This window comes from Blastococcus sp. SYSU DS0753, from assembly GCF_054051175.1.
Map to the genome: position 1 here is coordinate 1 of NZ_JBJHAT010000024.1, position 25,532 is coordinate 25,532.

Genomic DNA, 25,532 nt, shown 5'->3' on the forward strand with positions numbered 1-25,532 from the left:
CTGTTGATCGAGAGAGGGTCGCCGGAACCCCCCCCGCCCCCAACACCCCCCCCCCCCCCCCCCCCCCCCCCCCCCCCCCCCCCCCCCCCCCCCCCCCCCCCCCCCCCCGGGCCGGGGAGGCGCCGAACAGGCAGTCGGTGAGCTGCTCCTCGGTCAGCCGGACCTCGGAGAGGGCGCGCTCGTAGTCGGCGAGCTCGCGCACCAGCCCGACCACGGCGGGGACGTCGTCGGGCCGGATCGGCCGCACGCTCACGACAGGACCTCCTTGAGCCGTCCGGGCACCAGCCGGCCCAGCGGGGAGAGCACCGGGACGAGGACCGGGGCCAGCAGGTAGCCGTAGGCCAGCACGCACCCGGTGACGACGGGGAACAGCGCGAAACCGATCACCAGCAGCACAGCCGTGGCGACCAGCCCGTAGGGGCGACCGCTCTTGGGGCTGACCAGCGAGCGGAAGGACCGGAACCGGATGTTGGTCACCATCAGCACGGCCGGGACCGCGACCACCAGCAGCACCCAGAGCCGGTCGCGGCCCTGCATGTCGTCGCCGAACGCGAACACCGACGCGAGCACGACACCGGCCGCACCGGGGCTGGGCATGCCGATGAAGTACCGCTTGTCCGCCGTCGGGTCGATGGTGGTGTTGAAGCGGGCGAGCCGAATGGCCGCGCACGCCACCCAGAGGAAGCAGACCACCCAGCCCACCGGGTCCCACTCGTCGCGGCCCTCGGAGAACAGCGTGAACGCCAGCAGCGCCGGTGCCAGGCCGAAGGAGACCAGGTCGGCCAGCGAGTCGAACTGCAGGCCGAAGGGCGTCACCGCGCCCACCAGCCGGGCGACGGCGCCGTCGGTGATGTCGAACAGCACCGAGAGCCCGATCAGGACGGCGGCGAGGGTGTACTGGCCCCGGATGGAGACCAGGATCGCGCCGAAGCCGCACAGCATGTTGCCGAGGGTGAACAGGCTGGGCAGCGTGGCCAGGGCGCGGCGCCGGCTTCCCCGCACGGATCCGCGGACGAACTCGACGGTGGCCGTGCGACGGGTCTGCGGACGGCGCTCACCGGACGCGGAGCTGGGCACGCCGATGCCCTCAGCCGGCCGAGGGCCAGCGGGCGATGACGGTCTCGCCGCCGCGCACGCGCTGCCCCTTGGTCACGGTGAGGGTGCACTCGCGCGGCACGAAGACGTCCATGCGGGAGCCGAACTTCATCAGCCCCATGCGTTCCCCCGTCGCCAGCGTGCGGCCCGGCCCGGTGCGGGTGACGATCCGGCGCGCCAGCACCCCGACGATCTGGCGGAAGACGACCGTGCGGTCGCCGTCCCGGAGCCGCAGCTCGCTGCGCTCGTTGCGGTGCGCCGATTCCTTGCGGTAGGCCGCCAGGAAGCTGCCCCTGCGGTAGGAGCTCTCCACGACCTCGCCGCGGTAGGGGGAGCGGTTCACGTGCACGTCGACCACCGACAGGAAGACGCTGATCTGCTGCCAGCCGCCCTCGGGGGCGTCGTCGGGCGCCACCCCTTCCTGGGGCTCGCCGGCGACCATGACCACGCCGTCGGCGGGGGAGAGGACGTCGTCCGGATCGGCCGGCACGGTGTCGCACCGCCGGTCGGGATCCCGGAAGAACAGGGCCATGTAGGCCGAGAGGGCCAGAAACGGCCAGACGGCCCACCGGCGTCCGGCCACGCCGAGGCCGGCCGCGGGAAGGAGGGGTCCGGTGATGAAAGGCCACCCGGCCCGGTCGATGCGCATCGTCCTCAGACCGTACCGGCCCCGGCCCGGGATGGTCCGGACGCCGGGTTCAGGCAGGGGGCGAGGTGATGTCAGGGTCGGCCCCCTGCTCGGTGGTGCGCGACCGGGGCGGCCCGCCGTACCAGTCGAGGCAGATCATCGTGGCGTCGTCGCGGAGGTCCCCGCCGGTCTCCTTGAGCACGGCCCGGCCGAGGGCGCGGACCACCTCACGCGGGTGCAGGTCGGCCGTGTCGGCGAGAGCCCTGGCGACGTCCAGGTCGACGGCGTTGCGCTCCTGCATGCCGTCGGTCAGGAAGACGATCCGGTCCCCGGGCTCGAGCGGGAAGGGCTGGACGCCGAAGGACTTGCCGGGCACGACGCCGAACGGCGGTTCGACCCGTAGTTCGATCTCCTCCACCCGGCCGTCGCGCAGCCGCAGTGGGAGGACGTGCCCGGCGTTGACGACGGTCGCGGTGCCGGCGTGCAGATCCACCTCCACCAGCTGCCCGGTGACGAACTGCCCGGCGTCCGCGTTCTCCGCCAGGGAGTCGTTGGCGTACCTGGCCTGTTCGGCGAGGTCGAGGCCGCGGCGTCGGCCGTTGCGCAGGGCGCCGACCAGGAGTGTGGCCAGCAGGGCTGCCGAGACCTGGTGGCCGACGGCGTCGGTGATCGACAGCTGGAGGCGGTCGCGGTCGAGCGTGTAGTCGAAGGTGTCCCCACCGACCGAGCTGGCCGGCTCCAACCAGCCGGCGAGGGTGAACTGGCCGGCCTCGCACGTGTAGGACGCCGGCAGCAGTCGGCGCTGGATCTCCGCCGCCAGCGCGAACGGCGTCGTGCGCTGGCCCCACTCGAAGACGTCGGTGTGCCTGCGGGCGGCGATGACGACGTAGGCGAGCGCGTGCGCCGCGTTGCGGACGTCGGCCATCTCCTTCTGGGAGGGGTATCGGGCCAGCTCTATCTCGATCACGCCGATCGCGTCGCCCCGGTCGGTGACCGGCACGACCATCACCGCCCCGCCGGCGGACTCCCGGACGTCGGCCTCCTGCGTCCGCAGCACCTGCTCGTAGACCGTGCCGTCCAGCGGCAGCGTCTCGGCCTGCTCGGCCCCGCGCTCGCGCGCGCCCTCGACGGGCACGGCGGATGTCAGCCTGACGACGGCCCGGCCGGTGAAATCGGCGATCAGCAGGGTCACCCTGCGGGCCTCGACCATTGCGCCCAGGGCGTCCGTCACGGCCTCCACCGCCTCGATGGGCGGCGCGGCCTCGACCTTCTCCAGGAGGGCCCCGACGTCGATCACGAAGTCCTCCGAATCACGCATGGGCAAACCCTAGGCGCAGGCCCGGCGCCGCCAGGCCCGAAGGGCTGCACGAGACGTGGCTGCCGGGCCGCCCACGTGGGCGGCCCGGCAGCCGAGGGGTCCTGCGGGAGGCTCAGGCAGCGGCCTTGGTCTCCCAGAAGATCTTGTCGATCTCCGCGATGTAGTCGAGCAGCTTCTGGCCCTCGGCGGGGTCCATGCTGCCCTTGCCGCCGGCCGCACCTGCCTGCTTCGTGGCCTTGTTGAACAGCTCGTGCAGGTGCGGGTACTTCTCGAAGTGCGGCGGCTTGAAGTAGTCGGTCCACAGCACCCACAGGTGGTGCTTGACCAGGTCGGCCCGCTGCTCCTTGATCATGATCGCGCGGGTCCGGTAGACCGGGTCCTCGTTGCTCTGGTACTTCTCCTGGATGGCCTTGACCGATTCCGCCTCGATGCGGGCCTGGGCCGGGTCGTACACGCCGCAGGGGAGGTCGCAGTGCGCGGTGGCCTCCACGGCGGAGAACATGCGGAACAGACGCATGAGAGATGCCTCCGGGTTCGTGGGGTTGGATCTTCTGCGACCCTACCCCCGGTGATCAGCGCGAACACGTCGGGCGGTCGCGGTCCGGAGGGCGTTCCCGGGCTGCCGGCGCGCTGGGTGCTGGCCCGGGTGACCGGCCCGTCGATGTCACCCACCGTCCGGCACGGGGACCGGCTGGTCGTGCGGCGGCTGCCCGTCGGGTGGCCGGTCCGCCCCGGTGACGTCGTGCTGGCCCGCTTCCCGGCCCGACCGGAGCTGCTGGTGGTCAAGCGGGTGCGCCGCGCCGTCGACGGCGGGTGCTGGGTCGAGGGGGACAACCCGTTCCTGACCGACGACAGCCGGTCCTTCGGTGTCGCCGTCGCCGTCGGCCGCGTCGTGGGCCGGCTCTGGCCGCGCCCCGGCCGGCTCCCGGACGCCCCTCCGCCGGGTCCGCTCTCAGACCTCGCGTAGCTGGGCGTACCGCGCGGCGCACTCGGCCATGGTCGGCAGCAACCCCTGCTCGCGCGCCTCGGCGAGGGTGGGCGCGTTCCGGTCCTTGGCCGACAGCTGGAGCTCGAGGCCCGACGGCCAGGGCAGGTCCAGGTCGGGGTCCAGGGGGGAGATGCCGAACTCCCGGCCCGGGTCGTAGGCGGAGGAGACCAGGTAGGTGACCGAGCTGCGGTCGGCGAGGGCGACGAACGCGTGGCCCAGCCCCTCGGCCAGGTAGACCGCGCGCGGCTGCTCGCTGTCCAGCAGCACCGCGTCGTGCACGCCGAAGGTGGGGGAGTCGACGCGCACGTCGACGACGACGTCGAGCACCCGGCCGGAGGGGCAGTAGACGTACTTGGCCTGACCGGGGGGCACCAGGGCGAAGTGCACGCCGCGCAGGGCGCCCGCGCTGGAGACGCTGTGGTTGGCCTGCGCCAGGGTCAGCGGGTGTCCCAATGTCTGGGACAGCAGGTCGGCGCGATACCACTCGGTGAAACTGCCCCGCGTGTCCCCGTGCGGCGTCAGATCGATGACGTAACTGTCGGGCACGGCGAGCTCGCTGATCTCCACGTGCGCACCGTAGCGACAGGGCGGCCTCCGGCCGTGGTTACGCTGCTGTGCCCATGAGCGGAAATCCGGCCTCCGGGGACCACGTCGGCACCGACCGCTTCGCCGCCGATCCGGCGTTCGCGGTGCACGAGGGCGGGAAGCTCTCCGTGTCCTCCACCCGCTCGATCGGCTCCATCGCCGACCTCGCCCTCACGTACACGCCGGGCGTCGCCCGGGTGTCCAGCGCGATCGCCGCCGAGCCGGAGCTGGCCCGCCGGTTCACCTGGGCGCCCCGTGTCGTCGCGGTGGTCTCCGACGGCACCGCCGTCCTCGGGCTCGGCGACATCGGCCCGGCCGCGTCCCTGCCGGTGATGGAGGGCAAGGCCTGCCTGTTCAGCGAGTTCGCCGGTCTCTCCTCGGTGCCGATCGTCCTCTCCACGACCGACGTCGACGAGATCGTCGAGACGGTCGCCGCCATCGCGCCGTCGTTCGGCGGGATCAACCTCGAGGACATCAGCGCCCCCCGCTGCTTCGAGATCGAGGCCCGGCTGCGCGAGCGCCTGGACATCCCCGTCATGCACGACGACCAGCACGGCACGGCGATCGTCGTGCTCGCCGCGCTGCGCAACGCCGCGGCGGTGGTCGGCCGGGAACTGGGGGACCTGCGGGTCGTCGTCTCGGGCGCCGGCGCCGCCGGCGTCGCCTGCACCAAGATCCTGCTCGAGGCGGGGGTGGGAGAGATCGCCGTGGCCGACTCGCGCGGCGTCCTGCACCTCGGCCGCGACGGGCTGACCGGCACCAAGCGGTGGCTCGCCGAGAACACCAACCCGTCGGGGTTCGCCGGCTCCATGGTCTCGGCGCTGCGCGGGGCCGACGTCTACCTGGGGGTCTCCGGGGGCTCGGTCCCCGAGGAGGCGATCGCGTCGATGGCGGAGAACTGCATCGTGTTCTCCCTGGCCAACCCGACGCCCGAGGTGGATCCGCAGATGGCCGCCAAGTACGCCGCCGTCGTCGCCACCGGCCGCAGCGACCTGCCGAACCAGATCAACAACGTGCTCGCCTTCCCGGGGGTCTTCCGCGGCGCGATCGACGCCGGCGCGACCAGCATCACCGAGGAGATGAAGCTCGCGGCCGCCACGGCCATCGCCGGCGTCGTCGGTGCCGACCTGCGGCCCGACTACATCGTGCCCAGCCCGCTGGACCGCCGGGTCGCGACCGCCGTCGCCGAGGCCGTGGCGGCCTGTGCGCGCGACCAGGGCGTCACCCGCTGATGGAGGACCTCGTCCTCCCCGCCCTTCGCACGCTCAGGGCGGGCCCCGGGACGGGGCCGGAAGGACATCAGGGCCGGTAGACCCGGCCGAGGACGCCGGCCAGCAGCCGCTCGGCGACCGGTCGGGGCAGCGCCGCGACCAGGGCGTGCACCGGGGCCATGCGCTCGGGGAGCGAGCCGCCGGAGATCCCGGCCAGCTCGAGCAACGCCTCCACCTCGGCCACGGTCAGCGCCGCGGGGTCGATCGTGGCGGCCGCCGCCACCAGCTCGGGATCGGGCACGGGGCGGGGGAGCGCGGCGGCCGCCCGTGCCGCGTCGCGGAGATCGGCCAGCAGGGCCGTCACCCGGTCGGCGGTGGCCGCCGTGACGGTGAGGTGCAGGGTGGCCGGGAGGTCCCCACCGTCCTGGGTGAAGGGCGGCTGCGGCTGCAGCAGCCAGCCGCGGGCGGTCATCTCGTCGGCGAGGTTCAGGACGTCCACGCCGTCCGGGCCGTCCGCGGCCAGCGCCACGAGCGTGGTGGCGGGGCGCCCGACCACGCGCACCCCGGGGATGTCGCCCACGCCCTCGACCAGGGCGCACGTGGCCCGGCGCGCGCGGGCGGCGAGCTCCCGGTAGCCGTCGTCGCCCAGCCACCGGTGCACCGCCCAGGCGGCCGCCATGGCCCCGGCCGGGCGGGTGCCGGCCAGGGTCGGGTTGACCACCGGGTAGCCCGGCCAGCCGGCGGTGGTGAACCAGTGCGCGTGCCGGAGCTCGGGGGTGGCGGTCAGCAGCACCGAGACGCCCTTGGGCGCGTAGCCGTACTTGTGCAGGTCCACCGACAGCGACGTCACCCCCGGTACCGACAGGTCGAAGGGCTCCGGGACGTCGTCCAGGAAGGGCAGCACCCAGCCGCCGATGCAGGCGTCCACGTGGCAGGGCACCCCGGCGCCGGCCGCGAGCCCGGCGATCTCCCCCACGGGGTCGAGCACTCCGTGCGGGTAGGACGGCGCGCTGACGACCGCCAGCACGGTGCGCTCGTCCAGCTGCCGCACCACCGCCGACGGGTCGGCGCGGCAGGTCTCCGCGTCGACCGGGATGTCGACGACCTCCACCCCGAACAGGTGCGCGGCCTTGCGGAAGGCCGCGTGGGCGGTGACCGGCAGGAGCAGCCGGGGCCGTCCGGCCCCGCCCCGCGCCCGCCACTGCTCGCGCGCGGCGAGGACGGCGAGCTCGCAGCTCTCGGTGCCGCCGCTGGTCAGCGTCCCCACGGCATCAGGCCCGCCGCCGAGCAGTCCGAGCGCGGCGCCGACCAGGTCGTTCTCGATGCGGGCCACGCTGGGGAAGGCGGTCGGGTCCAGCGCGTTCGTCCACTGGAACGCCGCCTGGGCGGCCGCCGCCAGCTCCTCGACCTCGGCCCGGCCGGAGTCGTAGACGTAGGCCATGGTGGCGCCCCCGTGGGTGGGCACGTCGCCGGCCTGCAACGCGGTCAGTTCGGCGAGCACGTCCTGCGGGTTCACGCGGGGACCTCCTGGGCGGTCGCGGGGGTGAGGCGGTAGCGGGCGAGCACGGGCAGGCTGGCCAGGACGAGCACGGCGGGCAGCACGCTGAAGCCGAGCCGGACGGCGGTGAGCGCGGTCGAGGACTGGGTCACCGTCTCCCCACCGGTGGAGGAGACGTAGCCGGCCAGCGCGAGCAGTCCGCCGAGCAGCCCCGGGCCGATCGCGAGCCCGAGGGTCTCGGCCGCCGTCCAGACCCCGGTGAACACGCCGGCCCGTCGCCGGCCGGACGCCGCCTCGTCGGCGGCGATGACGTCGGGCAGCATGGCGAGCGGGAACATCTGCATGCCGGCGTAGCCGATCCCCACGAGGACGACGAGGGCCAGCACCAGCCCGGTCCCGCCCGCGTCGCCCACCGCCAGGCCCGCCGCCGCGGCCGCGAAGAGAGTGGCCGAGGAGAGCAGCCCGGCGCGCTTGCCCACGGTGCGGCTGACCCGCAGCCACAGCGGCATGACGAGGATCGCCGGGCCCACCAGCGCGGCGAACAGCAGCGATCCGGCGGCCGGGTCGCCGAGGACCTGGCGCGAGTAGTACGGCACCCCGGCCAGCATCACGCCGATCCCCAGCGCCTGGACGACGAACCCGGTGAGCAGCACCCGGAACGGCCGGGACCGCCACGCCAGCGCCAGCGCGGCGCCCAGCCGCTCCTCGCTGCGCACCTGGGTGAGCGTCGGCGCCCGCCGGGTCCCGGCGACCGCGCCCAGCATGCCGACCGCCAGCAGCACGGCCACGAAGACCGCCATCGCCAGGTGACCGCCGCGCCCGCCGCCGGCCAGGTCGACGACGGCGGGCGCCCCGGCGCCGGCGAGCAGGATGCCGACGGCGAGCGCCGCCACGCGCCACGACATCAGGGTGGCCCGCTCACCCGGGTCGTCGGTGATCTCCGCCGGCTGGGCGACGTAGGGCACCTGGAACAGCCCGTAGGCGGTGGCCGCCAGCAGGAAGGTCACCGCGACCCAGGTGGCGGCCACCCAGGGCGGGGCGCCGGGGCCGGCGAACACGAGCACGAACAGCGGGGGCAGGGTGACCCCGCCGGCCAGCATCCACGGCCGGCGGGGCCCCCAGCCGCTCACCGTGCGGTCCGACCGGCTGCCGATCCACGGGTTGAGCCAGACGTCCCACGCCTTGGGCAGGAACACCACCAGACCCGCGACCCCGGCGGCCACGCCCAGCACGTCGGTCAGGTAGTACAGGAGCAGCAGCCCCGGCACCGTGCCGAACGCCGCCGTCCCGATCGAGCCCAGCGCGTACCCGAGGTGGACGCCCCGGTCGAGCCGGGGACCAGGTGAGACGGCCGTCACAAGTGCTGCACGGTAGCGGCTCAGTCGCCCTTCACGTTCACCAGCTGGCGCAGCGTGTGGCGCACCTCCACCAGGTCGGCCGCGTCGGCCATGACGACGTCCACGTCCTTGTAGGCGGCGGGGATCTCGTCGAGGAACGCGTCGCTGTGCCGCCACTCGATGCCGCGCATCGACTCCTCCAGCTGCGCCCGGGTGAACGTCTTGCGCGCCTTCGTGCGCGAGAACACCCGGCCGGCGCCGTGCGGCGAGCTGTTCAGCGACTCCGGGTTGCCCAGGCCGGTGACGACGTAGCTCGCCGTCCCCATCGAGCCGGGGATGAGCCCCGCCTGCCCCTTCTCCGCCTGGATCGCGCCCTTCCGCGACACCCACAGCTGCTCGCCGAAGTGCTTCTCGTGCTGGCTGAAGTTGTGGTGGCAGTTGATCCGCTCGAGCTCCGGCGTGCTGTCGGCCCGCATGTGCCGGGCCAGGCAGTCGGCGACCCGGTCCATCATCTCCTCGCGGTTGAGCAGCGCGAAGTGCTGCGCCCAGCGCAGCTCGGCGACGTACCGGTCGAACTCCGGAGTGCCCTCGTCGAGCCAGGCGAGGTCGCGGTCGGGCAGGTCCAGGCCGTCCCGCCGGGCCCGCTCCTGGGCGATCGCGATGTGCTTCTGGGCGATCTTGTTGCCCACTCCGCGGCTGCCCGAGTGCAGGAACAGCCAGACGCGGTCGCGCTCGTCGGCGGTCACCTCGATGAAGTGGTTGCCGGAACCGAGGCTGCCCAGCTGCATCGCCCAGTTCGGCGCCGTCGTCGTGACCGAGGCCAGCACGCGGTCGCCGAGCTCCTCGGCCTTCGCCTCCAGCTCCTCCACCCGCCGCCGGGCGGTCGCGGTGAGCTTCTTGTTGTACCGGCCCGCCGACAGCGGGACCGCCCGCTCGATGTCCCCGCGCAGCGGCGCCAGGGGGCCACGTGCCCGCACCTCGTCCACCGACCAGGGTGTGCGGACGGCGATCATGCCGCAGCCGATGTCGACGCCGACCGCCGCCGGGATGATCGCCGCGCGCGTCGGCAGCACCGACCCCACGGTCGCGCCCTTGCCGAGGTGCGCGTCGGGCATGAGCGCCACGTGGGGGTCGACGATGTCGAGGGAGGCGGTGCGCTCGGCCTGCCGGCGGGTCTCGTCGTCGAGGATGCTCGCCCAGTTCAGGAGCTTGTCGGACAGTCTTTCCACCCCTGGAGTCTGCGGGTCCCGGCCGATCACGGCGAGCGGTTTGTCCCAGGGGCCGATCGTGGGTACCGAACCGCGCATGGGAACCAGCAGGGCGGCCGTCGCCGCCTCGGGTCAGTGGGTCGATCCCGACGACGGGATCCGGTACCCCGCCGGGGAGGTGCACGCCTGGGAACGCGGGCGCAACGAGACCTCCTGCGGGCTGTCGCTGCACCGCTCGCGGCTCACCCGCTTCCCGCACGTCGGCTGGCCGGACGTGCAGCCGGAGTCGGGCCGGCACGCCGAGGAGGTGCAGGAGGTCTGCCGCCGCTGCCGGGCCGCCCAGGGAGCCCGGCGGGACGACCGAGGGTGGACGCGCACCAACCCCCGCCCGTGAGCTGTGCCCAGCCGGTGCCGAGTTCGACAGCACGGTGTGCTGCGCCGTCCGCACGCCCTGACCCCCGCTGACAGCGTCGCCAGGTCAACGTGAGCGCTTGGCGGCCCTGCGTTCGGCCTTGCGTTCGGCCTTGAGTCGGGCCTTCCGCGCGCGGGCCTCGACGGCCTGGCGGGTGGTGCGGCCGTCCCTGCGGCCGAGCAACCAGCCCAGCAGTCGCGCGAGGGCCAGGTCGGGTCCGGCGTGGTTGCCCGGGGTGCCCTGGGACTGCTCGCCGAGGAAGTTCGGGTCCGGGGCGTGCCAGGGGTCGTGGCGGGGATCGGGACGAGGCATCGCGGACCTCCGGGTGTGGTGACGTCGACGGTGGGGCGCCAGTCGCTGCCCGGGGCGCCCGGCTCGGCGGGGAGCTGCGGAGTGTTCCCGCAGATGGCGAGGTGCTCGGCCTCGGCGAGCGCGCAGCCGGCGGACGGCTCCGGTGCCGGCGTCCGGCGCCGGTCCGGCCCGATGGCCCCGCTCGGACCTCCGCACACCTGGCGCACCGTGCTGCCGAACTCAGCCGGCGGTGAGCAGTCGGTCGACGGCCAGGTGCAGCTCGGTGTTCGTGTAGGCGAGCACGACGGTGGCGACGACGAACAGCGGCACCAGGGCCACCCGCTCCACGGTCGCGCCGGTGCGGATGGGGGAGAGCGCGAGCCGCTTGCGCTTCCCCAGCCAGAGCAGCGGCACCGGCACCCCGGCGGTGGTGATCGCGTCGCCGGCGATGTGGGTGAGCACACCGGCCGCGACCGCCCAGGGCAGCCAGGACGGGGAGGTCGTGTGGTCCAGCAGCAGCCAGGCGCCGCCCCACGACAGCACCAGGTTGCCCAGGATCGTGGTCTCGGTGCGACCGGGGATGACGAAGTGCAGGGCGCGCAGCGCCAGCCCGATGGCCAGCGCGAGCAGCAGCAGGCTGGACCAGAACGCGCCGGAGGCCGCCATGGCCAGCGCTCCGAAGGCGATCGGGGCGAGGACGGCGTCGTGGGTGCCCCAGCGGTGCCCGCCGGACAGCGCCCCGATCGCGCCCGCGGGCACGTCGGTGACCGGGCCCCACATGTCCGAGACGGTGGAGTTGCGGTGGTCGAGGTCGGGCAGCATCGCGAAGCCGCCGACGGCGGCGACCCAGGCCGCCTGGCCGACCGCTCCCTGCACGGGGGCCCACGGCAGGGTGGCGGCGCCTGCGGCCAGGCCGGAGAGCGCGTGGGAGTGACCGAGCACGTGCCCAGCGTGCCGCCGCGCCGAGCCGCGGCCGGGCAGGCGCTGCGGCGTGTCCCCGTCGATCAGTCGTCGAGCAGGTGGCGCAGCAGCCGCTCGGGCGCGGCGAAGAAGGTCTGCCAGTCGCGCACCAGGTCCAGCTCGGCCCACGGGCGCTCGGCGAACCCCGTCTCGTCCAGCTCGTAGACGCGGGCGCCCGGGAGCGCGGCCAGCACGGGGGAGTGGGTGGCCAGCAGCACCTGGGATCCGGTGCCGGCGACGCCGTGCAGCAGCGCCATCAGCCGGAGCGACGACCGGAACGACAGCGCCGACTCCGGCTCGTCGAGCACCCACAGCCCGCGCTCGAGGGTCCGGGACTCGAGGAAGGCCAGGAAGCCCTCGCCGTGGGAGCGCGCGTTGAGCGGCACGCCGTCGAAGGCGCGGGTGGCCGGGGAGGCGTCCATCCCGGCGAAGTGGTCGTGCATGGCCTCCGCCCGGAGCCAGACGCCTCCCTGCGGCCGTGGGCGCTGGCCGTCGAGCAGCAGGTCACGGTGCAGCTCCGAGTCGTCCACGGCCGGGGCCAACGGCCCCCAGTGCTTCACCTGCGCGGTGAGCGACGCGCCCCACGCACGGGCGACCGCCTCCAGCAGCGTGGACTTGCCGCTGCCGTTCTCCCCGACGACCACCGTCAGCGGAGCGAGCTCCATCCCGCCGGAGCGCAGCTGGGCGACGCCCGGCAGGTCCCAGAACCAGGCGTCGGGATCGGCGACGTCGGCCCGGACACGCACCCGCGACAGCGGGAGATCCGCGCCCGCGGCGGGGCCGGTCACTCGTCGAGGTCGTCGTCGTCCGTGCCGCCGCGGGCCAGCCAGGTGGCCAGCCGCTCCACGGGCACCTCGAAGTCGGGGTGCTGGTCGACGAACGCCTGCATCTGGTCGGCCAGCCAGGCCAGGGTCACCTGCTCCTCGCCGCGCCGTCCGGCCAGCTCCTCCAGGCCCCGATCGGTGAAGTACATGCCCCAGAACCTACGACGCCCGGTCCCCGAGCGGATCGGGGACCGGGCGTCGCACGGTCCGGTGCCGGCTCAGCCGGCCAGGTCAGCCGGCGAAGGCCTCGGCGACCAGCTTGCGCTGCTCGACCTCGTGCACCTTCGCCGAACCGACCGCCGGGCTGGCCGACGCCCGGCGGCTGACCCGACGCAGCTTCCGCCCCTCCGGCAGCTCCTCGGGCAGGTTGACGGCCATGAACTGCCAGGCGCCCATGTTCGCCGGCTCCTCCTGCACCCACACCACGTCGGTGGCGTTCGGGTAGCGCTCCAGCTCGGTGCGGATCTGCTCGGCCGGCAGCGGGTACAGCTGCTCGACCCGCACGATCGCGGTGTCGGCGCGGCCGTCGGACTCCCGCTGTGCCATGAGGTCGTAGGCGACCTTGCCGCTGCAGAGGAGCACGCGCTTCACCGCGCCGGCGTCCAGGGCCTCCCCGCCGACCCCCGTGTCGGGCAGCACCGGGCGGAAGTTCTGCTCGGTGAAGTCCGCGACCGGGCTGACCGCCGCCTTCGCCCGCAGCAGCGACTTCGGCGTGAAGACGACCAGCGGCCGGTGCACGTCCGACAGCGCCTGACGGCGGAGCAGGTGGAAGTAGTTGCCGGGGGTCGTGCAGTTGGCGACGGTCATGTTGTTCTCCGCCGACAGCTGCAGGAACCGCTCGATGCGGCCGCTGGAGTGGTCGGGACCCTGACCCTCCATGCCGTGCGGCAGCAGGAGGACGACGCCGGAGCGCTGGCCCCACTTGGCCTCGCCGGAGCTGATGAACTCGTCGATGACCATCTGGGCGCCGTCGACGAAGTCGCCGAACTGGGCCTCCCAGAGCACCAGTGCCTTGGTGTTGGCCACCGAGTAGCCGTACTCGAAGCCGAGCGCCGCGTACTCGCTCAGCAGCGAGTCGTAGACGAAGAACTTCGCCTGGTCCTCGGTCAGGTTGGCCAGGGGGGTGTACTCCGCGCCGTTCTCCCGGTCGATGAGCACCGAGTGGCGCTGCACGAAGGTGCCGCGGCGGGAGTCCTGCCCGGCCAGCCGGACGGGCACGCCCTCCATCAGCAGCGAGCCGAACGCCAGCAGCTCGCCCATGGCCCAGTCGATGCCGCCCTCGCTGGCCATCGCGGCCCGCTTCTCCAGCATCTTCTGCAGCTTCGGGTGCGGCGTGAAGTCCGGCGGGAAGGAGACGTGCGCGTCACCGATGGTCTTGAGGACCTCCTGCGTGACGGCCGTCTGCACCGTGGACTCCTGCGGCGTGCGCGGGTCCATCACCGGCTCGGGCTTGGAGGAGTCCTGCGCGTCGTGGGTCTCGGCGAAGGCGCGCTCCAGCTGGCCGCGGTAGTCCTTGAGGGCCTCCTCGGCCTCCTCGAGCGTGATGTCGCCGCGACCGACCAGCGCCTCGGTGTAGAGCTTCCGGACCGAGCGCTTGCGGTCGATGATGTCGTACATCTGCGGCTGGGTCATCGAGGGGTCGTCACCCTCGTTGTGCCCGCGCCGGCGGTAGCAGACGAGGTCGATGACGACGTCCTTCTTGAACTGCTGCCGGTACTCGACCGCAAGCCGGGCCACCCGCACGCAGGCCTCGGGGTCGTCCCCGTTCACGTGGAAGATCGGGGCGTTGACCATCCGCGCGACGTCGGTCGAGTAGAGCGTCGAGCGCGCCGAGCCGGGGCTGGTGGTGAAGCCGACCTGGTTGTTGATGACGACGTGCACGGTGCCGCCGGTGCGGTAGCCGCGGAGCTGGGAGAGGTTCAGCGTCTCCTGGACCACGCCCTGGCCGGCGAACGCGGAGTCGCCGTGCAGCAGGAGCGGCAGGACCGTGAAGCCCTGCTCGCCCTTGTCGATCATGTCCTGCTTCGCGCGGACGATGCCCTCGAGGACGGGGTTGACCGTCTCCAGGTGGGACGGGTTGCTGGCCAGCGAGACGGCGATCTCGGCGTCGGTGCGGAACGGGTTGCGGAACGTCCCGGTGGCGCCGAGGTGGTACTTCACGTCGCCGGAGCCCTGGACCGTGCCCGGGTCGATGTTGCCCTCGAACTCACCGAAGATCTTGGCGTAGCTCTTGCCGAGCACGTTGGCCAGGACGTTGAGCCGGCCGCGGTGGGCCATGCCGATCGCGACCTCGTCGAGCCCGTGGTCGGTGCCGGCGATGAGCACCTCGTCGAGGATCGGGATGACCGACTCCCCGCCCTCCAGGCTGAACCGCTTCTGCCCGACGTACTTCGTCTGCAGGAAGGTCTCGAACGCCTCGGCGGCGTTCAGCCGGCCGAGCACGTGCTTCTGCTTCTCGCGGTCGGGCTGCTCGTGCTTGATCTCGATCCGCTGCTGGAGCCACTCGCGCTCCTCGGGATCGGTGATGTGCATGTACTCCACGCCGACCGTGCGGCAGTAGGAGTTGCGCAGCACGCCGAGGATGTCCCGCAGCGGCATGAGCCGCTCACCGGCGAAACCGCCGACCGGGAACGTCCGGTCCAGGTCCCACAGGGTGAGACCGTGCTGGAGGATGTCGAGGTCGGGGTGGGTGCGGACCTTGAACTCGAGCGGGTCGGTGTCGGCCATGAGGTGGCCGTTGCGCCGGTAGGACTCGATGACCTCGATGACCCGGGCTTCCTTGTCGATCTGCCCCTCGCGCGTGACCCGCACGTCCGGCATCCAGCGCACCGGCTCGTAGGGGATCCGCAGCGAGCGGAAGACCTCGTCGTAGAAGCCGTCCTCACCCAGCAGCAGCGAGTGCAGCTTGCGCAGGAAGTCGCCGGACTCCGCGCCCTGGATGATCCGGTGGTCGTAGGTCGAGGTGAGCGTGATGATCTTCGAGACGCCCATGTCCGTGAGCACCTCGGGGCTCATCCCCTGGAACTCGGCGGGGTACTCCATGGCCCCCACGCCGATGATCGCGCCCTGCCCGGCGGTCAGCCGCGGCACCGAGTGGTTGGTGCCGATCGTGCCCGGGTTGGTCAGGCTGATGGTGGTGCCGGAGAAGTCCTCCATCGTCAGCTTGTTGTTCCGGGCGCGCCGGATGATGTCCTCGTAGGCGGCCCAGAAGGCGGCGAAGTCCATCTCCTCGGCGGCCTTGATCGACGCCACCACCAGGGACCGCGAGCCGTCGGGCTTGGGCAGGTCGATGGCGAGCCCGAAGTTGACGTGCTCGGGCGCCACCAGCACCGGCTTGCCGTCGACCTCGGCGAAGGCGCTGTTCATGTTCGGGAACGCGTCGAGCGCCCGGATCAGCGCGTAGCCGATCAGGTGCGTGAAGGAGACCTTGCCCCCGCGTGCGCGGGCCAGGTGGTTGTTGATGACGATGCGGTTGTCGACCAGCAGCTTCGCCGGGACCGCGCGCACGCTCGTCGCCGTCGGCACGGTCAGCGAGGCGTTCATGTTCTTGACCACCGCGGCGGCAGCGCCGCGCAGCGGGGACTGCTTGCCGTCGCCGGCCGACGGCTTGGGCGCCGGCTTGGCGGCGGGGGCGGCCTTCTCCGCGGGGGCGGCCTTCTGCGCGGGGGCGGCGGGCTTCGGGTTGCTCTTCTGCACGGGTGCGCTCCCGGTCGGCTCGGACCCGGCGGCCGGGCGCTGGACGTCCGGCGCTGCCGCGCCGGCGGGCTCCGGCGCCGCGCTGGGCGCCGGAGCGGACTGCGGCGGGGACGCCGGTGCGGGGGTGCCCTTGGCGGGCGGCGCCTGCTCGCGGTCACCGCCACCGACGGGGCTGCCCGGCCGGTAGTCGGCGAAGAACTCGTGCCACGCCTGATCGACGCTGGACGGGTCGGCGAGGAACTGCTGGTACATCTCCTCGACCAGCCACTCGTTGGTGCCGAAACCGGCGACCGGGGACGAGGTGGACGACGGGCGGGATGAGTTCACGCTTGACACGGGGTCGAGTGCCTTCTTCGTCTTGGGGCTGCGTCTGAGGGGCGTCGCTGGACCGGGTGTCGAGTCTACGCCCGTGCCGGGTCGCCGACCCGGCACGGAGCGGGGACCGCGCGCCCGTCCCGCATGGTGGTCAGTGCGTCGCGCCGTGGGCCACGAGCAGTTCGACCAGGGCGTCGTTGCCGCTGGCCTCGTGCTCGTCGGCCCGCCGGTGCCGGGCCGCCGCCACGCGGCTGATGTCCAGCGCGCTGGCACCGTCGTGGGTGGTGGCGTTGACGTCGGCTCCCGCGTCCAGCAGCAGCCGGACGATCTCGGGCACGTCCCCCGTGGCGCCCGCCGCGACCGCCGCGTGCAGCGGCGTGCGGCCGGTGTCGGGATCCCGGCGGTCGACGTCCGCGCCGGCGTCCAGGAGGAGCCGCACCAGCTCCGCGCTGCGGCCGGTGGCGGCCGCGTGCAGCGCGCCGCCATCGGGGTCGGCGCCGCGTGCCAGCAGCAGCCGGGCGGTGCCGGCGGCGCCGCCGAACGCGGCCCACGCGAGCAGGTCGACCCCCGTGGCCGGGTCGGTCAGCGCTGCGCCGCCGTCGAGCTCGGCGGTGAGCCGGTCGACGTCGTCGAGGTAGGCCGCGCTGGGGGCGTCGACCACCGCGCCCAGCTCCACCAGCACCGGGACCAGCCCGGGCGCGTGCTCGAGCGCCAGGTGCAGCGGCGTGCGGTGCTGGTCGGTGCGGGCCGAGAGGTCGGCGCCCGCCCCGGCCAGCACGCGGACGACGTCGACCCGGTCGCAGGCGACCGCCAGGTGCAGCGGGGTCCAGCCGTCCTGGCCGTCGCGCTCGACGGTGCCCTGGACCAGCTGAGGCGACTCGGCGACCGCCGTCCGGACGGCATCTGTCTCCCCGTCGGCGATCAGCCGGCCGAGTCGTTGGACCGTCATGCGAGTGGTCACGCGTTCTCCGTTCTGCGTTCGGGGCTGCTGTTCGACCGGAGCAGGGGTCGTAGGCCTGCCACTGGCGCCTCAGGCGATGTCGCGGCGGACCGCCAGGAAGGTGCCCAGGAACGCCGCCAGGAGACCGTAACCGAGCAGCAGGAGGCCGCCCTGCCACGGCGTCAGCAACTCGGGTGCCTCGAAGTCGGACGTGAGGGCCTGCACCGCCCCGCCGGGCAGCCACTTGTAGGCCGCCTGGATGGCCCCGACGGAGGCCACGATCGGCTCCACGACGTAGAGGTAGACCAGCGCACCGACGATCGCGCCGACCTGGTTGCGCAGCAGCGCGCCGACCCCGACGCCGATCACGGTGAACAGGACCAGCACCAGACCCGACAGGGCGATGGTGCGCAGGTTGTCCCCGGCCAGGGACGGCGTGGCCCCGCGGGCACCCGCGTAGACGACCGCGACCAGGACGTTGACCGCCAGGACCACCAGCGCGAACGGGAGGGCGACGAGCGCGTACGCGAGCAGCTTCGCGCCGACCACCCGGCCGCGGTGCGGGGTCGTCAGGAAGGTGGGGGTCGCGGTGCGGTGCCGGTACTCCTGGGTCATCCCGATGATGCCGAGGATGAGCAGCAGCACGCTGGCGTTGGAGCCGACGGAGAAGATCAGCTCCTCGTAGGCGGGGGTGCCGACCGCCGGCAGTCCCGGCTGGCCCTGCTGCTCCACGCCGGCCAGGGCGGTGAACAGTGCCGTGAAACCGCCGGCCAGGACGCAGGCGCCGATCAGCAGCCCGATCCACACCCGGGTGGTGAAGAGCTTGGTCCACTCGGCGCGGACGAGGTCGGTCATCGGGAGACCTCCGGGGACGTGGCGCCGGCGGCGTACTGCTCCTGGCCGGCCGTGAGCTGGAAGTAGATCTCCTCGAGGCCGCTGGTGCGGGAGCGCAGCTCGTGCAGCTCCACCCCGGCGGCGAAGGCGCGGGCGCCGACCTCGGCGGTGGTCCGGCCGGAGACGGTCAGGGAGTCGCCGTCGAGGGTGACCGGCATGCCCGCGGCGCGCAGCGACTCGGCCAGCCGCGCGATCTCCGGGCTGCGCACCAGCACCGTGCCGCCGCTCTCGGCGCCGGAGCGGAGCTGCTCCATCGAGGCCTCGCGGACCAGCCGGCCGGCGCCGACGATGACGACGCGATCGGCGGTCTGCTCGACCTCGGCGAGGAGGTGGCTGGAGACCAGCACGGTGCGGCCCTGCTCGTGCGCGAGGTGGCGGAGGAAGCCGCGCAGCCACTGGATGCCCTCGGGGTCCAGCCCGTTGGCGGGCTCGTCGAGCACGAGGACGGCGGGGTCGCCCAGCAGCGCCGTCGCCAGACCGAGCCGCTGGCGCATGCCGAGGGAGTAGCCGCCCGCCCGGCGGCCGCCGGCGTCGGCCAGGCCGACCTGGGCCAGCACCGCGTCCGCGCGCTGCAGCGGCAGCCCGGCGGCGCGGCAGTAGACGCGCAGGTGGTTGCGGCCGGAGCGGGCGGGGTGGAACGCCGTCTCCAGGACCGCCCCGACGGTGCGGATCGGCTCCCGCAGGCCCGCGTACGGGGTGCCGTTGAACGTGGCGGTGCCCGCGTCGGGCTGCACGAGCCCGAGCAGCATGCGCAGCGTCGTGGTCTTCCCCGCGCCGTTGGGGCCGAGGAACCCGGTGACGGTGCCCGGCTCGACGGTGAACCCGAGATCGCTCACCGCCCGGACGGCGCCGAAGGACTTGGTGAGCCCCTGGACCTCGACCCGCACGGGGCCGGTCGTGGGGGCGGGGGCGGTGGAAATGTCGCTCTCCTCGTCTGCTGGCCCGTGTTCCCCACCCATCCAAGCGCACGCGGGTGACCTTCCGGGAGCCCGTGGGTGCACGTTCCCCGCCACGTGGTCGACTGGGTGCGTGGGACCGGTGCGGCTGGGGCGTGCGCGGCTGGCGGTGACCGTCGTCTTCGCGGCGAACGGTGCCCTCTTCGGGAACTGGGCGGTGCGGATCCCCGCGGTCAAGACCGCCCTCGGGCTCTCCGACGCAGCACTCGGCGGCGCCCTGCTCGTGCCGGCGGTCGGGGCGCTGATCGCCATGCCGCTGGTCGGTGCGCTCAGTGCCAGGCTCGGCAGCCGGACGACGACGGTGGCCACCGCGCTGGCCTTCTTCGCGGTCCCGGTCCTGCTGGGGCTGGCGCCGTCGCTGCCCTGGCTGGTCCCGGCGCTGCTGGTGTTCGGGCTGGCGTTCGGCGGCCTGGACGTGGCCATGAACGCCCAGGCCGTCACGGTGGAGCGGGCGATCGCCCGGCCGGTGATGTCGTCGTTCCACGCGGCGTTCTCGGCCGGGGCCCTGGTGGGGTCGCTGACCGGTTCGCTGGCCGCGGCGGGGGACGTCGGGCTGCCCTGGCACCTGGGCGGCACCGGCCTGGCGCTGCTGCTCCTGACCGCGCCGCTGTTCCCGGCGCTGCTGCGGGAGCAACGGACCGAGGGGGAGGCGGGGCCGCTGTTCGCGTGGCCCCGCGGCCGGCTCCTGCCGCTGGCCCTCATCGCGCTGGTCGTCCTCCTCGCGGAGGGCGCGGTCGGCGACTGGAGCGCGGTCCACCTGCGCGACGAACTGGGTGCCTCCGCCGGGGTGGCGGGGCTGGCGTTCACCGCCTTCAGCCTGACGATGGTGGCCGGCCGGCTGGCGGGCGACCGCGTCGTCGCTGCGTGGGGGAGGGTCCGCACCGTCCGCACCTCGGCACTGGTGGCCACGGCCGGCGGGGTGCTGGTGGTCGCCGGCCCGACCGTCGCCGTGGTGCTGGTCGGCTTCGCCGCCCTGGGGGCCGGGCTGGCCTGCACGGTCCCCCTGGTCTTCTCCGCCGCGGCGGAGGGCGAGCCGGAGGCCGGGCCGGCGCTCGCCGCGGTGAGCACCCCCGGGTACCTCGGCTTCCTGCTCGGCCCGCCGGCGATCGGGGGCCTGGCCGAGCTGGTGGGGCTCTCCGCGGCGCTGGCGCTGCTGCCGCTGCTGCTCGCCGCGGTGGCGCTCCTGGCCGGCCGCACCGGCCCCGCCCGCGTGACCCCGGGCACACGGGCGGTCGTCGTCCCCTAGAGTGCCCGCCGTGAGCGAGCCCGTGACCGCCTACTCCACGGTCGTCGTCGGAACCGACGGCTCGCAGTCCTCGCTGCGCGCCGTCGCCCGGGCAGGAGCGCTGGCCGGCGCCTGCGGGGCGACGCTGGTCGGCCGGCTGCTGGGCTCCGTGCCGGCCGATGCCACCCGCGGTCGCGGTGCGCTGATCGTGCACACCACCGACTGAGGTCTGCGACGGGCATGGTTGATCCCGGGGAGGGTCCGGACCCCGGCGCCCGGGAGGCGCTGGAGCGGCTCCTGCTCGGCGGGCCGCGCCGGTACACCCGGCTGGAGGTCGGCCGGATGGCGGGGATGCCGCCGGAGCGGACCCAGCGGCTCTGGCGGGCGCTGGGTTTCCCCGACGCCGCCGACGACGACCCCGCCTTCACCGACGCCGACATCGCCGCTCTCGGGGTGCTGTCGACACTGATCGACTCCGGCTTCGTCGACCCGGAGAGCGAGGCCTCCATCGCCCGGGCGATGGGGCAGTCGCTGTCCCGGCTGGCCGACTGGCAGACCGACATGCTGGCCGACGCGCTGCTCCGCGGCGCGCAGGCCGGCGAGGACCCGGCCGCGACCACCGAGCGCGCGGTGGCGGCCGCGCAGGCGCTCCTGCCCCGGCTGCGCGAGGTGCAGGACTACGTCTGGCGCCGGCACCTCGTGGCCAACGTCGACCGGCTGCTCGCGGCCACCGGCCCCGGCGACCGGCGGGAGCTGGCGGTGGGGTTCGCCGACCTGGTCGGCTACACCTCCCGCAGCCGCGGCATGGGCGGCCGCGAGCTGGGCGCGATGGTGGAGGACTTCGAGAGCACCGCCGCCGAGGTGATCGCCCGGCACCACGGCCGCGTCGTGAAGACCGTCGGTGACGGCGTGCTGTTCACCGCCTGGTCGGCCACGGACGCCGCGGACATCGGACTGGAACTCCCTGACGCCTGGGCGGCCGCCGACCGTCCGCCGCTGCGGGTGGGAGCCGCCTACGGGGCGGTGCTCACCCGCCTCGGCGACGTCTACTCGCCGGTCGTGAACCTCGCCAGCCGGCTCACCTCGCTCGCCCGGCCCGGCGCGCTGCTGGTCGACCGGGACCTCGCCGACCGGCTGCGCGGGCTGCCGGACTACCGGGTGCGGCCGCTCCGCCGGGTCTCGGTGCGCGGCTACGACCACCTCCAGCCGTGGCTGGTCCGGCGGAGCAGGACGACGAGCGGCGAGGACGCCGACAGCGGCTACGGCGACGACGCCTTCGACGTCGAGGACGACCCGTCGGCGAGCCGGGGCTGACCCCGACCGGGCGGCTTGGCAGGCTGGAGGGGTGAGCGCCACCCTCGTCGCCCGCGGACTGGCGGCCGGCCACGGCGCCCGCGTGCTCTTCTCCGACCTCGATCTCGTCGTCGCCCCGGGCGATGTCGTCGGCCTGGTCGGGGTGAACGGCGCGGGCAAGTCCACGCTGCTGCGCACCCTGGCCGGGGAGCTCGCCGCCGAGGCCGGCAGCATCGCCCTCAGCCCGCCGACGGCCACCCTGGGCTACCTCCCGCAGGAGCACGAGCGGCGACAGGGGGAGACGGTCCTCGCCGCGCTCGCCCGGCGGACCGGTGTCACGGCCGCCCAGGCGGCCCTGGACGCCGCGACCGATGCGCTCACCGCCGGCGCGGCGGGCGCCGACGACGCGTACGGCGACGCACTCGAGCGCTGGCTCGCGCTCGGCGGCGCGGACCTCGAGGAACGGGCGGCCGAGGTGGTCGCCGAGGTGGCGCCCGGCGTCGCGCTGGACGCGCTGATGACCGGGCTCTCCGGCGGGCAGGCCGCGCGCGTGGGGCTGGCCTCGCTGCTGCTGTCCCGCTACGACCTCCTGCTGCTCGACGAGCCGACCAACGACCTGGACCTCGCCGGGCTCGACCAGCTGGAGCGGTTCGTGACCGGTTCCCGGGCCGGTGTCGTCGTCGTCAGCCACGACCGCGAGTTCCTCGCCCGCACGGCCAACCGGATCGTCGAGCTCGACCTCGCCCAGCAGCTGGTGCGGGTGCACGACGGCGGCTACGAGGCGTACCTGGCAGAGCGGGAGGTCGCCCGCCGGCACGCGCGCGAGGAGTACGAGGAGTTCGCCGAGACCAAGGCGGGGCTGGAGGCGCGCGCCCGGATGCAGCGCAACTGGATGGCCAAGGGTGTCCGCGACGCGGTCAAGAAGCAGAAGGACCCCGACAAGTTCATCAAGGCGCACAACCGGGCCTCGGCGGAGAAGCAGGCGGCCAAGGCCAAGCAGACCGAGCGGATGATCGAGCGGCTGGACGTGGTCGAGGAGCCCCGCAAGGAGTGGGAGCTCCGCATGGAGATCGCCGCCGCGCCGCGGGCCGGCGCCGTCGTCGCCACGCTGCGCGGCGCCGTCGTCCGCCGGGGCGGCTTCACCCTCGGCCCGGTGGACCTGCAGGTCGACTGGGGCGACCGGGTGGCGATCACCGGCGCCAACGGATCGGGGAAGTCGACCCTGCTGGCCGCTCTGCTCGGCCGCGTTCCCCTGGACGAGGGGTCGGCGTCGCTCGGGCCGTCGGTCCGGATCGGCGAGATCGACCAGGCCCGGGAACGCTTCCTCGGTCAGGAGCAGCTGCTCGACGCGTTCGGCGCGGAGGTCCCCGACTGGCCGACGGCGGAGGTGCGGACGCTGCTGGCGAAGTTCGGCCTCACCGCCGACCACGTGCTGCGCCCGGCGGTCACCCTGTCGCCGGGGGAGCGCACCCGCGCCGCTCTGGCGCTGCTGCAGGCCCGAGGCATCAACGTGCTGGTGCTCGACGAGCCGACCAACCACCTCGACCTGCCGGCGATCGAGCAGCTGGAGCAGGCGCTGGCCGGCTACACGGGCACGCTGCTGCTGGTCACCCACGACCGGCGGATGCTCGCCGCCGTCGCCACCGACCGCCGGCTCGAGGTCGACGGCGGGCGGGTCACCGAGCGCTGAGCCGGTCAGCCGGCGGGGGCCCCGAGCTCGTCGGCGATACCGACGGTGTCCATGCCCGCCCACGTGTCGGACACGTGGTGCGCCAGCACCATCAGGTCGCGCAGCTCGCCGCTGCGATCGCGGATGTGGTCGCGCAGCAGGGCCTCACCGCTGAAGCCGAGGTCGCTGAAGAGCGCCAGCGCCGCCCCCTGCTCGGCGACCACCTCGACGACGAGCTTCGACAGCCCCGAGGAGACCGCGCCGACCAGGGCCTGCCGGGCCAGCTCCCGCCCGAGCCCGCTGCCGCGGCGGGACGGGGCGACGACCAGGCGGACCTCGCCGACGTGGTCCGACCAGCCCGGCAGCGGCCGGACGGCGACGTAACCGGTCACCTCGTCGCCCTCGACCGCCACCCAGCGGCCGCCGGCGGAGTCACCGGTCGCCCACGAACGGACGGTCTCGGGGTCGGTGACCTCCTCCTTGATGAAGGTCAGGTCTCCCTCGGGGAGGTCACCGAAGAACCGCAGCAGCGCGTCGCAGCGATCGGGTCCCAGTTCCACCACCGTCACGTCAGGCCTCCTGGCTGGTCTCGTCGGCGTCGAGCGGGTCGCTGCGCCGGCGGACGAAGTCGATGATCGTGGGCACCGTGGTCTTCGCCGCGGTGCGCCCGACGACCAGCCCCATGTGTCCGGCGTCGAGGCAGAGCTCGTGCTTGTCGGGGGAGCCGACCAGGTCGATCAGCGGTGCGGTGGCGTCCGGCGGCACGATGTGGTCGCGGTTGGCCCGCACGGTCAGGAACGGCACCTGGATGTCGGCGAGGTGCACCGGGTCCCCACCCACGGCGAGCCGGTCGTCGACCATGCCGTTGTTCCGCACCAGCATCTCCGCCGTCTGCCGCGCGGCGGCGCCGGGGAAGGGCACGTGGTCGTCCGACCACCCCGTCATCGCCTGGTAGGAGGCGACGTACTCGTCGTTCCAGAGCCGCTCCCACAGGGTGACGTAGCGGGTCACCTCCGCCGTCGGGGTCAGCGCCCGGAAACCCTGGACGACGACCGAGGGCGGGACGTTGCCGTCCGCGTCGAGGACCGAGCCGACGTCCATCCCGCCGACGGCGAAGATGTCGGCGAGCGGCCCCATGTGCCGGAAGTCGACCGGTGTCGCCAGCACGGTGAGGCTGCGCAGCGGCGCGTCGGGGTGGTGCGCGGCGTAGAGCAGGGCCAGGTTCCCGCCGAAGCAGTAGCCGAACAGGTTGACCTCGTCGGCGCCGGAGAGCTCGAGGACGCGGTCGACCCCGGCGGGGATGTAGTCGTCGACGTAGTCCTCGAGACCGTTGCCCGCGTCGCGCTCGTCGGGCTCGCCCCAGTCGAGCATGTACACGTCGAAACCGGCCTTCAGCAGCTGCTCCACGAAGCTGTTGCCGGGCGTCAGGTCGAGGATGTAGCTCTTGCTGATCATGCTGAACACGATCAGCAGCGGTGGCCCGTAGCGGACGCCGCCATAGGGGTCGGGGTCGTTGCGGTAGTGCCAGAGCTGGGTGCGGCCCCGCTGCCAGACGACGTCCTTGGGGGTCTGCCCGACACCGGGCCGGTCGACGCCGGCGACGAGCTTGATGCCGTTACGGGCGCGCAGGGTGTTGCGCTCGACGTCGCGCCGGACGCGGTCGAGCACCGTCTGCGGGCTGGGCACCGTCGGCATCGCTGTCCTCCGTGGTCGGGGCGGTCGTCGTTCGGGCCGGGCCGGGGCGCGACGGAGAGCCGCGTCGCCGCTCCTGCTCCAGCTGGATGGTCAGCCGGCGCACCTCGCGGTCCAGGGAGCCGATCTGCGCGCGCAGTCGGCTGATGTCGCTGCCCGCGGGCAGGTTGACCAGGTGCCAGGCGCGCGCGCTCAGGTCCCGGACGGAACTGCCCGCGACGGTCTGCGCGCGGCGCAGCAGCGCGGTGGCCAGGGAGAAGTACTCGCTGCGGACCAGGTCGTCGGCCCGGGGCGCGATCGCGCGTTCGGCGGCGTCGTAGGCCTGCCGCCACATCGGGGCGCTCACCGGCGCTCCCCGGTCGCCGGCGCCGCGCGGTCGAGCGGCTGCTGCGCGAGGTCGGTCATGGTCGGTCTCCCTGTGCCCGGTGTCTGGACCCAGCGCCCCTACCCGGCTCGACCGGTGATCTACCGCACACGGCCGATACGGTGGCGGGACA

Annotated in this window: 26 protein-coding genes; 7 read left to right on the top strand and 19 right to left on the bottom strand. The window is 74.0% G+C overall.

Annotated elements, in window-relative coordinates; genetic code table 11:
* Window positions 1-249 precede the first annotated feature (249 nt).
* From pssA to sodN, 4 genes are all read right to left on the bottom strand, one after another.
* Window positions 250-1,077, bottom strand: a complete 828-nt coding sequence (pssA, locus tag ACI799_RS16130) for a CDP-diacylglycerol--serine O-phosphatidyltransferase (protein WP_456597999.1) — start codon at window positions 1,075-1,077, stop codon at window positions 250-252.
* A gap of 10 nt (window positions 1,078-1,087) precedes the next feature.
* On the bottom strand, window positions 1,088-1,744 hold the full coding sequence (locus ACI799_RS16135; RefSeq protein WP_456589262.1) for a phosphatidylserine decarboxylase: 657 nt from the start codon (window positions 1,742-1,744) through the stop codon (window positions 1,088-1,090).
* Between the two features lie 49 nt (window positions 1,745-1,793).
* Entirely contained in the window at window positions 1,794-3,041 is a 1,248-nt protein-coding gene (locus ACI799_RS16140) for a PP2C family protein-serine/threonine phosphatase (protein WP_456589261.1), read from the bottom strand.
* Between the two features lie 112 nt (window positions 3,042-3,153).
* Complete coding sequence (gene sodN, locus ACI799_RS16145) at window positions 3,154-3,558, bottom strand: superoxide dismutase, Ni (RefSeq protein ID WP_456589260.1); 405 nt, start codon at window positions 3,556-3,558, stop codon at window positions 3,154-3,156.
* Window positions 3,559-3,609: 51 nt separating this feature from the next.
* Here sodN and ACI799_RS16150 point away from each other — a divergent pair, with 51 nt between their 5' ends.
* A complete protein-coding gene (locus tag ACI799_RS16150; RefSeq protein WP_456613475.1) occupies window positions 3,610-4,008 on the top strand; it encodes a S26 family signal peptidase in 399 nt (132 codons plus the stop codon).
* On the opposite strand, the gene ACI799_RS16155 is transcribed toward ACI799_RS16150, so the two are convergent.
* Window positions 3,994-4,596 (bottom strand): dTDP-4-dehydrorhamnose 3,5-epimerase family protein, encoded by a 603-nt coding sequence (locus ACI799_RS16155; protein ID WP_456613476.1) that lies wholly within the window; start codon window positions 4,594-4,596, stop codon window positions 3,994-3,996. The two genes, ACI799_RS16150 and ACI799_RS16155, sit on opposite strands and share 15 nt — an antisense overlap.
* Window positions 4,597-4,649: 53 nt before the next feature.
* Between ACI799_RS16155 and ACI799_RS16160 the strand changes: the two genes are divergently transcribed.
* On the top strand, window positions 4,650-5,846 hold the full coding sequence (locus tag ACI799_RS16160) for an NAD(P)-dependent malic enzyme (protein WP_456589257.1): 1,197 nt from the start codon (window positions 4,650-4,652) through the stop codon (window positions 5,844-5,846).
* A 67-nt stretch (window positions 5,847-5,913) separates the two neighbouring features.
* Here the strand turns inward: ACI799_RS16160 and ACI799_RS16165 are convergent, their stop codons facing one another.
* The 3 genes from ACI799_RS16165 to ACI799_RS16175 are packed head-to-tail and all read right to left on the bottom strand — an operon-like array spanning window position 5,914 to window position 9,889.
* A complete protein-coding gene (locus ACI799_RS16165) occupies window positions 5,914-7,341 on the bottom strand; it encodes a pyridoxal phosphate-dependent decarboxylase family protein (protein ID WP_456613477.1) in 1,428 nt (475 codons plus the stop codon).
* Window positions 7,338-8,681 (bottom strand): MFS transporter, encoded by a 1,344-nt coding sequence (locus ACI799_RS16170; protein WP_456589255.1) that lies wholly within the window; start codon window positions 8,679-8,681, stop codon window positions 7,338-7,340. The genes ACI799_RS16165 and ACI799_RS16170 overlap by 4 nt, the downstream gene beginning before the upstream one ends.
* Window positions 8,682-8,701: 20 nt before the next feature.
* Window positions 8,702-9,889: an RtcB family protein gene (locus ACI799_RS16175; RefSeq protein ID WP_456589254.1), complete on the bottom strand. Its 1,188-nt coding sequence runs from the start codon at window positions 9,887-9,889 to the stop codon at window positions 8,702-8,704.
* Between the two features lie 76 nt (window positions 9,890-9,965).
* Between ACI799_RS16175 and ACI799_RS16180 the strand changes: the two genes are divergently transcribed.
* On the top strand, window positions 9,966-10,262 hold the full coding sequence (locus ACI799_RS16180) for a hypothetical protein (protein WP_456613478.1): 297 nt from the start codon (window positions 9,966-9,968) through the stop codon (window positions 10,260-10,262).
* A gap of 84 nt (window positions 10,263-10,346) precedes the next feature.
* On the opposite strand, the gene ACI799_RS16185 is transcribed toward ACI799_RS16180, so the two are convergent.
* The 8 genes from ACI799_RS16185 to ACI799_RS16220 all read right to left on the bottom strand — a co-directional run bounded on the left by ACI799_RS16185 (window position 10,347) and on the right by ACI799_RS16220 (window position 19,087).
* Window positions 10,347-10,592, bottom strand: coding sequence for a hypothetical protein (locus ACI799_RS16185; RefSeq protein WP_456613479.1), 246 nt, complete (start codon window positions 10,590-10,592; stop codon window positions 10,347-10,349).
* Window positions 10,593-10,811: 219 nt separating this feature from the next.
* Complete coding sequence (locus tag ACI799_RS16190; protein ID WP_456589251.1) at window positions 10,812-11,513, bottom strand: metal-dependent hydrolase; 702 nt, start codon at window positions 11,511-11,513, stop codon at window positions 10,812-10,814.
* A 62-nt stretch (window positions 11,514-11,575) separates the two neighbouring features.
* Window positions 11,576-12,319, bottom strand: coding sequence for an AAA family ATPase (locus tag ACI799_RS16195; RefSeq protein ID WP_456589250.1), 744 nt, complete (start codon window positions 12,317-12,319; stop codon window positions 11,576-11,578).
* Entirely contained in the window at window positions 12,316-12,504 is a 189-nt protein-coding gene (locus tag ACI799_RS16200; protein ID WP_456589249.1) for a DUF6104 family protein, read from the bottom strand. Before ACI799_RS16200 ends, ACI799_RS16195 begins: the two co-directional genes overlap by 4 nt.
* Window positions 12,505-12,586: 82 nt before the next feature.
* A complete protein-coding gene (locus tag ACI799_RS16205) occupies window positions 12,587-16,378 on the bottom strand; it encodes a multifunctional oxoglutarate decarboxylase/oxoglutarate dehydrogenase thiamine pyrophosphate-binding subunit/dihydrolipoyllysine-residue succinyltransferase subunit (protein WP_456613480.1) in 3,792 nt (1,263 codons plus the stop codon).
* Between the two features lie 139 nt (window positions 16,379-16,517).
* Window positions 16,518-17,327, bottom strand: coding sequence for an ankyrin repeat domain-containing protein (locus ACI799_RS16210; protein WP_456589247.1), 810 nt, complete (start codon window positions 17,325-17,327; stop codon window positions 16,518-16,520).
* A 69-nt stretch (window positions 17,328-17,396) separates the two neighbouring features.
* The gene (locus ACI799_RS16215; protein WP_456589246.1) at window positions 17,397-18,161 is read right to left on the bottom strand and encodes an ABC transporter permease; all 765 of its coding nucleotides are present in this window, start codon (window positions 18,159-18,161) and stop codon (window positions 17,397-17,399) included.
* Window positions 18,158-19,087 (bottom strand): ABC transporter ATP-binding protein, encoded by a 930-nt coding sequence (locus ACI799_RS16220; protein ID WP_456589245.1) that lies wholly within the window; start codon window positions 19,085-19,087, stop codon window positions 18,158-18,160. Before ACI799_RS16220 ends, ACI799_RS16215 begins: the two co-directional genes overlap by 4 nt.
* A gap of 142 nt (window positions 19,088-19,229) precedes the next feature.
* On the opposite strand from ACI799_RS16220, the gene ACI799_RS16225 reads away from it, so the two are divergent.
* From ACI799_RS16225 to ACI799_RS16240, 4 genes are read left to right on the top strand one after another with little or no spacing between them, the layout of a single operon-like run.
* Window positions 19,230-20,402, top strand: coding sequence for an MFS transporter (locus ACI799_RS16225; RefSeq protein WP_456598006.1), 1,173 nt, complete (start codon window positions 19,230-19,232; stop codon window positions 20,400-20,402).
* Window positions 20,403-20,412: 10 nt separating this feature from the next.
* On the top strand, window positions 20,413-20,607 hold the full coding sequence (locus ACI799_RS16230; protein WP_456589243.1) for a universal stress protein: 195 nt from the start codon (window positions 20,413-20,415) through the stop codon (window positions 20,605-20,607).
* Window positions 20,608-20,621: 14 nt separating this feature from the next.
* Window positions 20,622-21,695 (top strand): adenylate/guanylate cyclase domain-containing protein, encoded by a 1,074-nt coding sequence (locus tag ACI799_RS16235; protein WP_456589242.1) that lies wholly within the window; start codon window positions 20,622-20,624, stop codon window positions 21,693-21,695.
* A gap of 31 nt (window positions 21,696-21,726) precedes the next feature.
* Complete coding sequence (locus ACI799_RS16240) at window positions 21,727-23,364, top strand: ABC-F family ATP-binding cassette domain-containing protein (protein WP_456599551.1); 1,638 nt, start codon at window positions 21,727-21,729, stop codon at window positions 23,362-23,364.
* Window positions 23,365-23,369: 5 nt separating this feature from the next.
* Here the strand turns inward: ACI799_RS16240 and ACI799_RS16245 are convergent, their stop codons facing one another.
* From ACI799_RS16245 to ACI799_RS16255, 3 genes are read right to left on the bottom strand one after another with little or no spacing between them, the layout of a single operon-like run.
* Window positions 23,370-23,912 carry an N-acetyltransferase family protein gene (locus tag ACI799_RS16245; RefSeq protein ID WP_456589240.1) on the bottom strand — a complete coding sequence of 181 codons (543 nt, stop codon included), beginning with the start codon at window positions 23,910-23,912 and terminating at the stop codon, window positions 23,370-23,372.
* Window position 23,913: 1 nt separating this feature from the next.
* Window positions 23,914-25,038, bottom strand: coding sequence for an alpha/beta fold hydrolase (locus ACI799_RS16250; RefSeq protein WP_456599552.1), 1,125 nt, complete (start codon window positions 25,036-25,038; stop codon window positions 23,914-23,916).
* Window positions 24,959-25,381, bottom strand: coding sequence for a hypothetical protein (locus tag ACI799_RS16255; RefSeq protein WP_456589238.1), 423 nt, complete (start codon window positions 25,379-25,381; stop codon window positions 24,959-24,961). The genes ACI799_RS16250 and ACI799_RS16255 overlap by 80 nt, the downstream gene beginning before the upstream one ends.
* Between the last annotated feature and the right edge of the window lie 151 nt (window positions 25,382-25,532).

Excerpts from the sequence above, each read along its gene's own strand:
- ACI799_RS16135 (WP_456589262.1), bottom strand. The coding sequence starts at position 1,744 with ATGCGCATCGACCGGGCCGGGTGGCCTTTCATCACCGGACCCCTCCTT.
- ACI799_RS16140 (WP_456589261.1), bottom strand. The coding sequence starts at position 3,041 with ATGCGTGATTCGGAGGACTTCGTGATCGACGTCGGGGCCCTCCTGGAG.
- sodN (WP_456589260.1), bottom strand. The coding sequence starts at position 3,558 with ATGCGTCTGTTCCGCATGTTCTCCGCCGTGGAGGCCACCGCGCACTGC.
- ACI799_RS16160 (WP_456589257.1), top strand. The coding sequence starts at position 4,650 with ATGAGCGGAAATCCGGCCTCCGGGGACCACGTCGGCACCGACCGCTTC.
- ACI799_RS16180 (WP_456613478.1), top strand. The coding sequence starts at position 9,966 with ATGGGAACCAGCAGGGCGGCCGTCGCCGCCTCGGGTCAGTGGGTCGAT.
- ACI799_RS16185 (WP_456613479.1), bottom strand. The coding sequence starts at position 10,592 with ATGCCTCGTCCCGATCCCCGCCACGACCCCTGGCACGCCCCGGACCCG.
- ACI799_RS16200 (WP_456589249.1), bottom strand. The coding sequence starts at position 12,504 with ATGTACTTCACCGATCGGGGCCTGGAGGAGCTGGCCGGACGGCGCGGC.
- ACI799_RS16215 (WP_456589246.1), bottom strand. The coding sequence starts at position 18,161 with ATGACCGACCTCGTCCGCGCCGAGTGGACCAAGCTCTTCACCACCCGG.
- ACI799_RS16235 (WP_456589242.1), top strand. The coding sequence starts at position 20,622 with ATGGTTGATCCCGGGGAGGGTCCGGACCCCGGCGCCCGGGAGGCGCTG.
- ACI799_RS16250 (WP_456599552.1), bottom strand. The coding sequence starts at position 25,038 with ATGCCGACGGTGCCCAGCCCGCAGACGGTGCTCGACCGCGTCCGGCGC.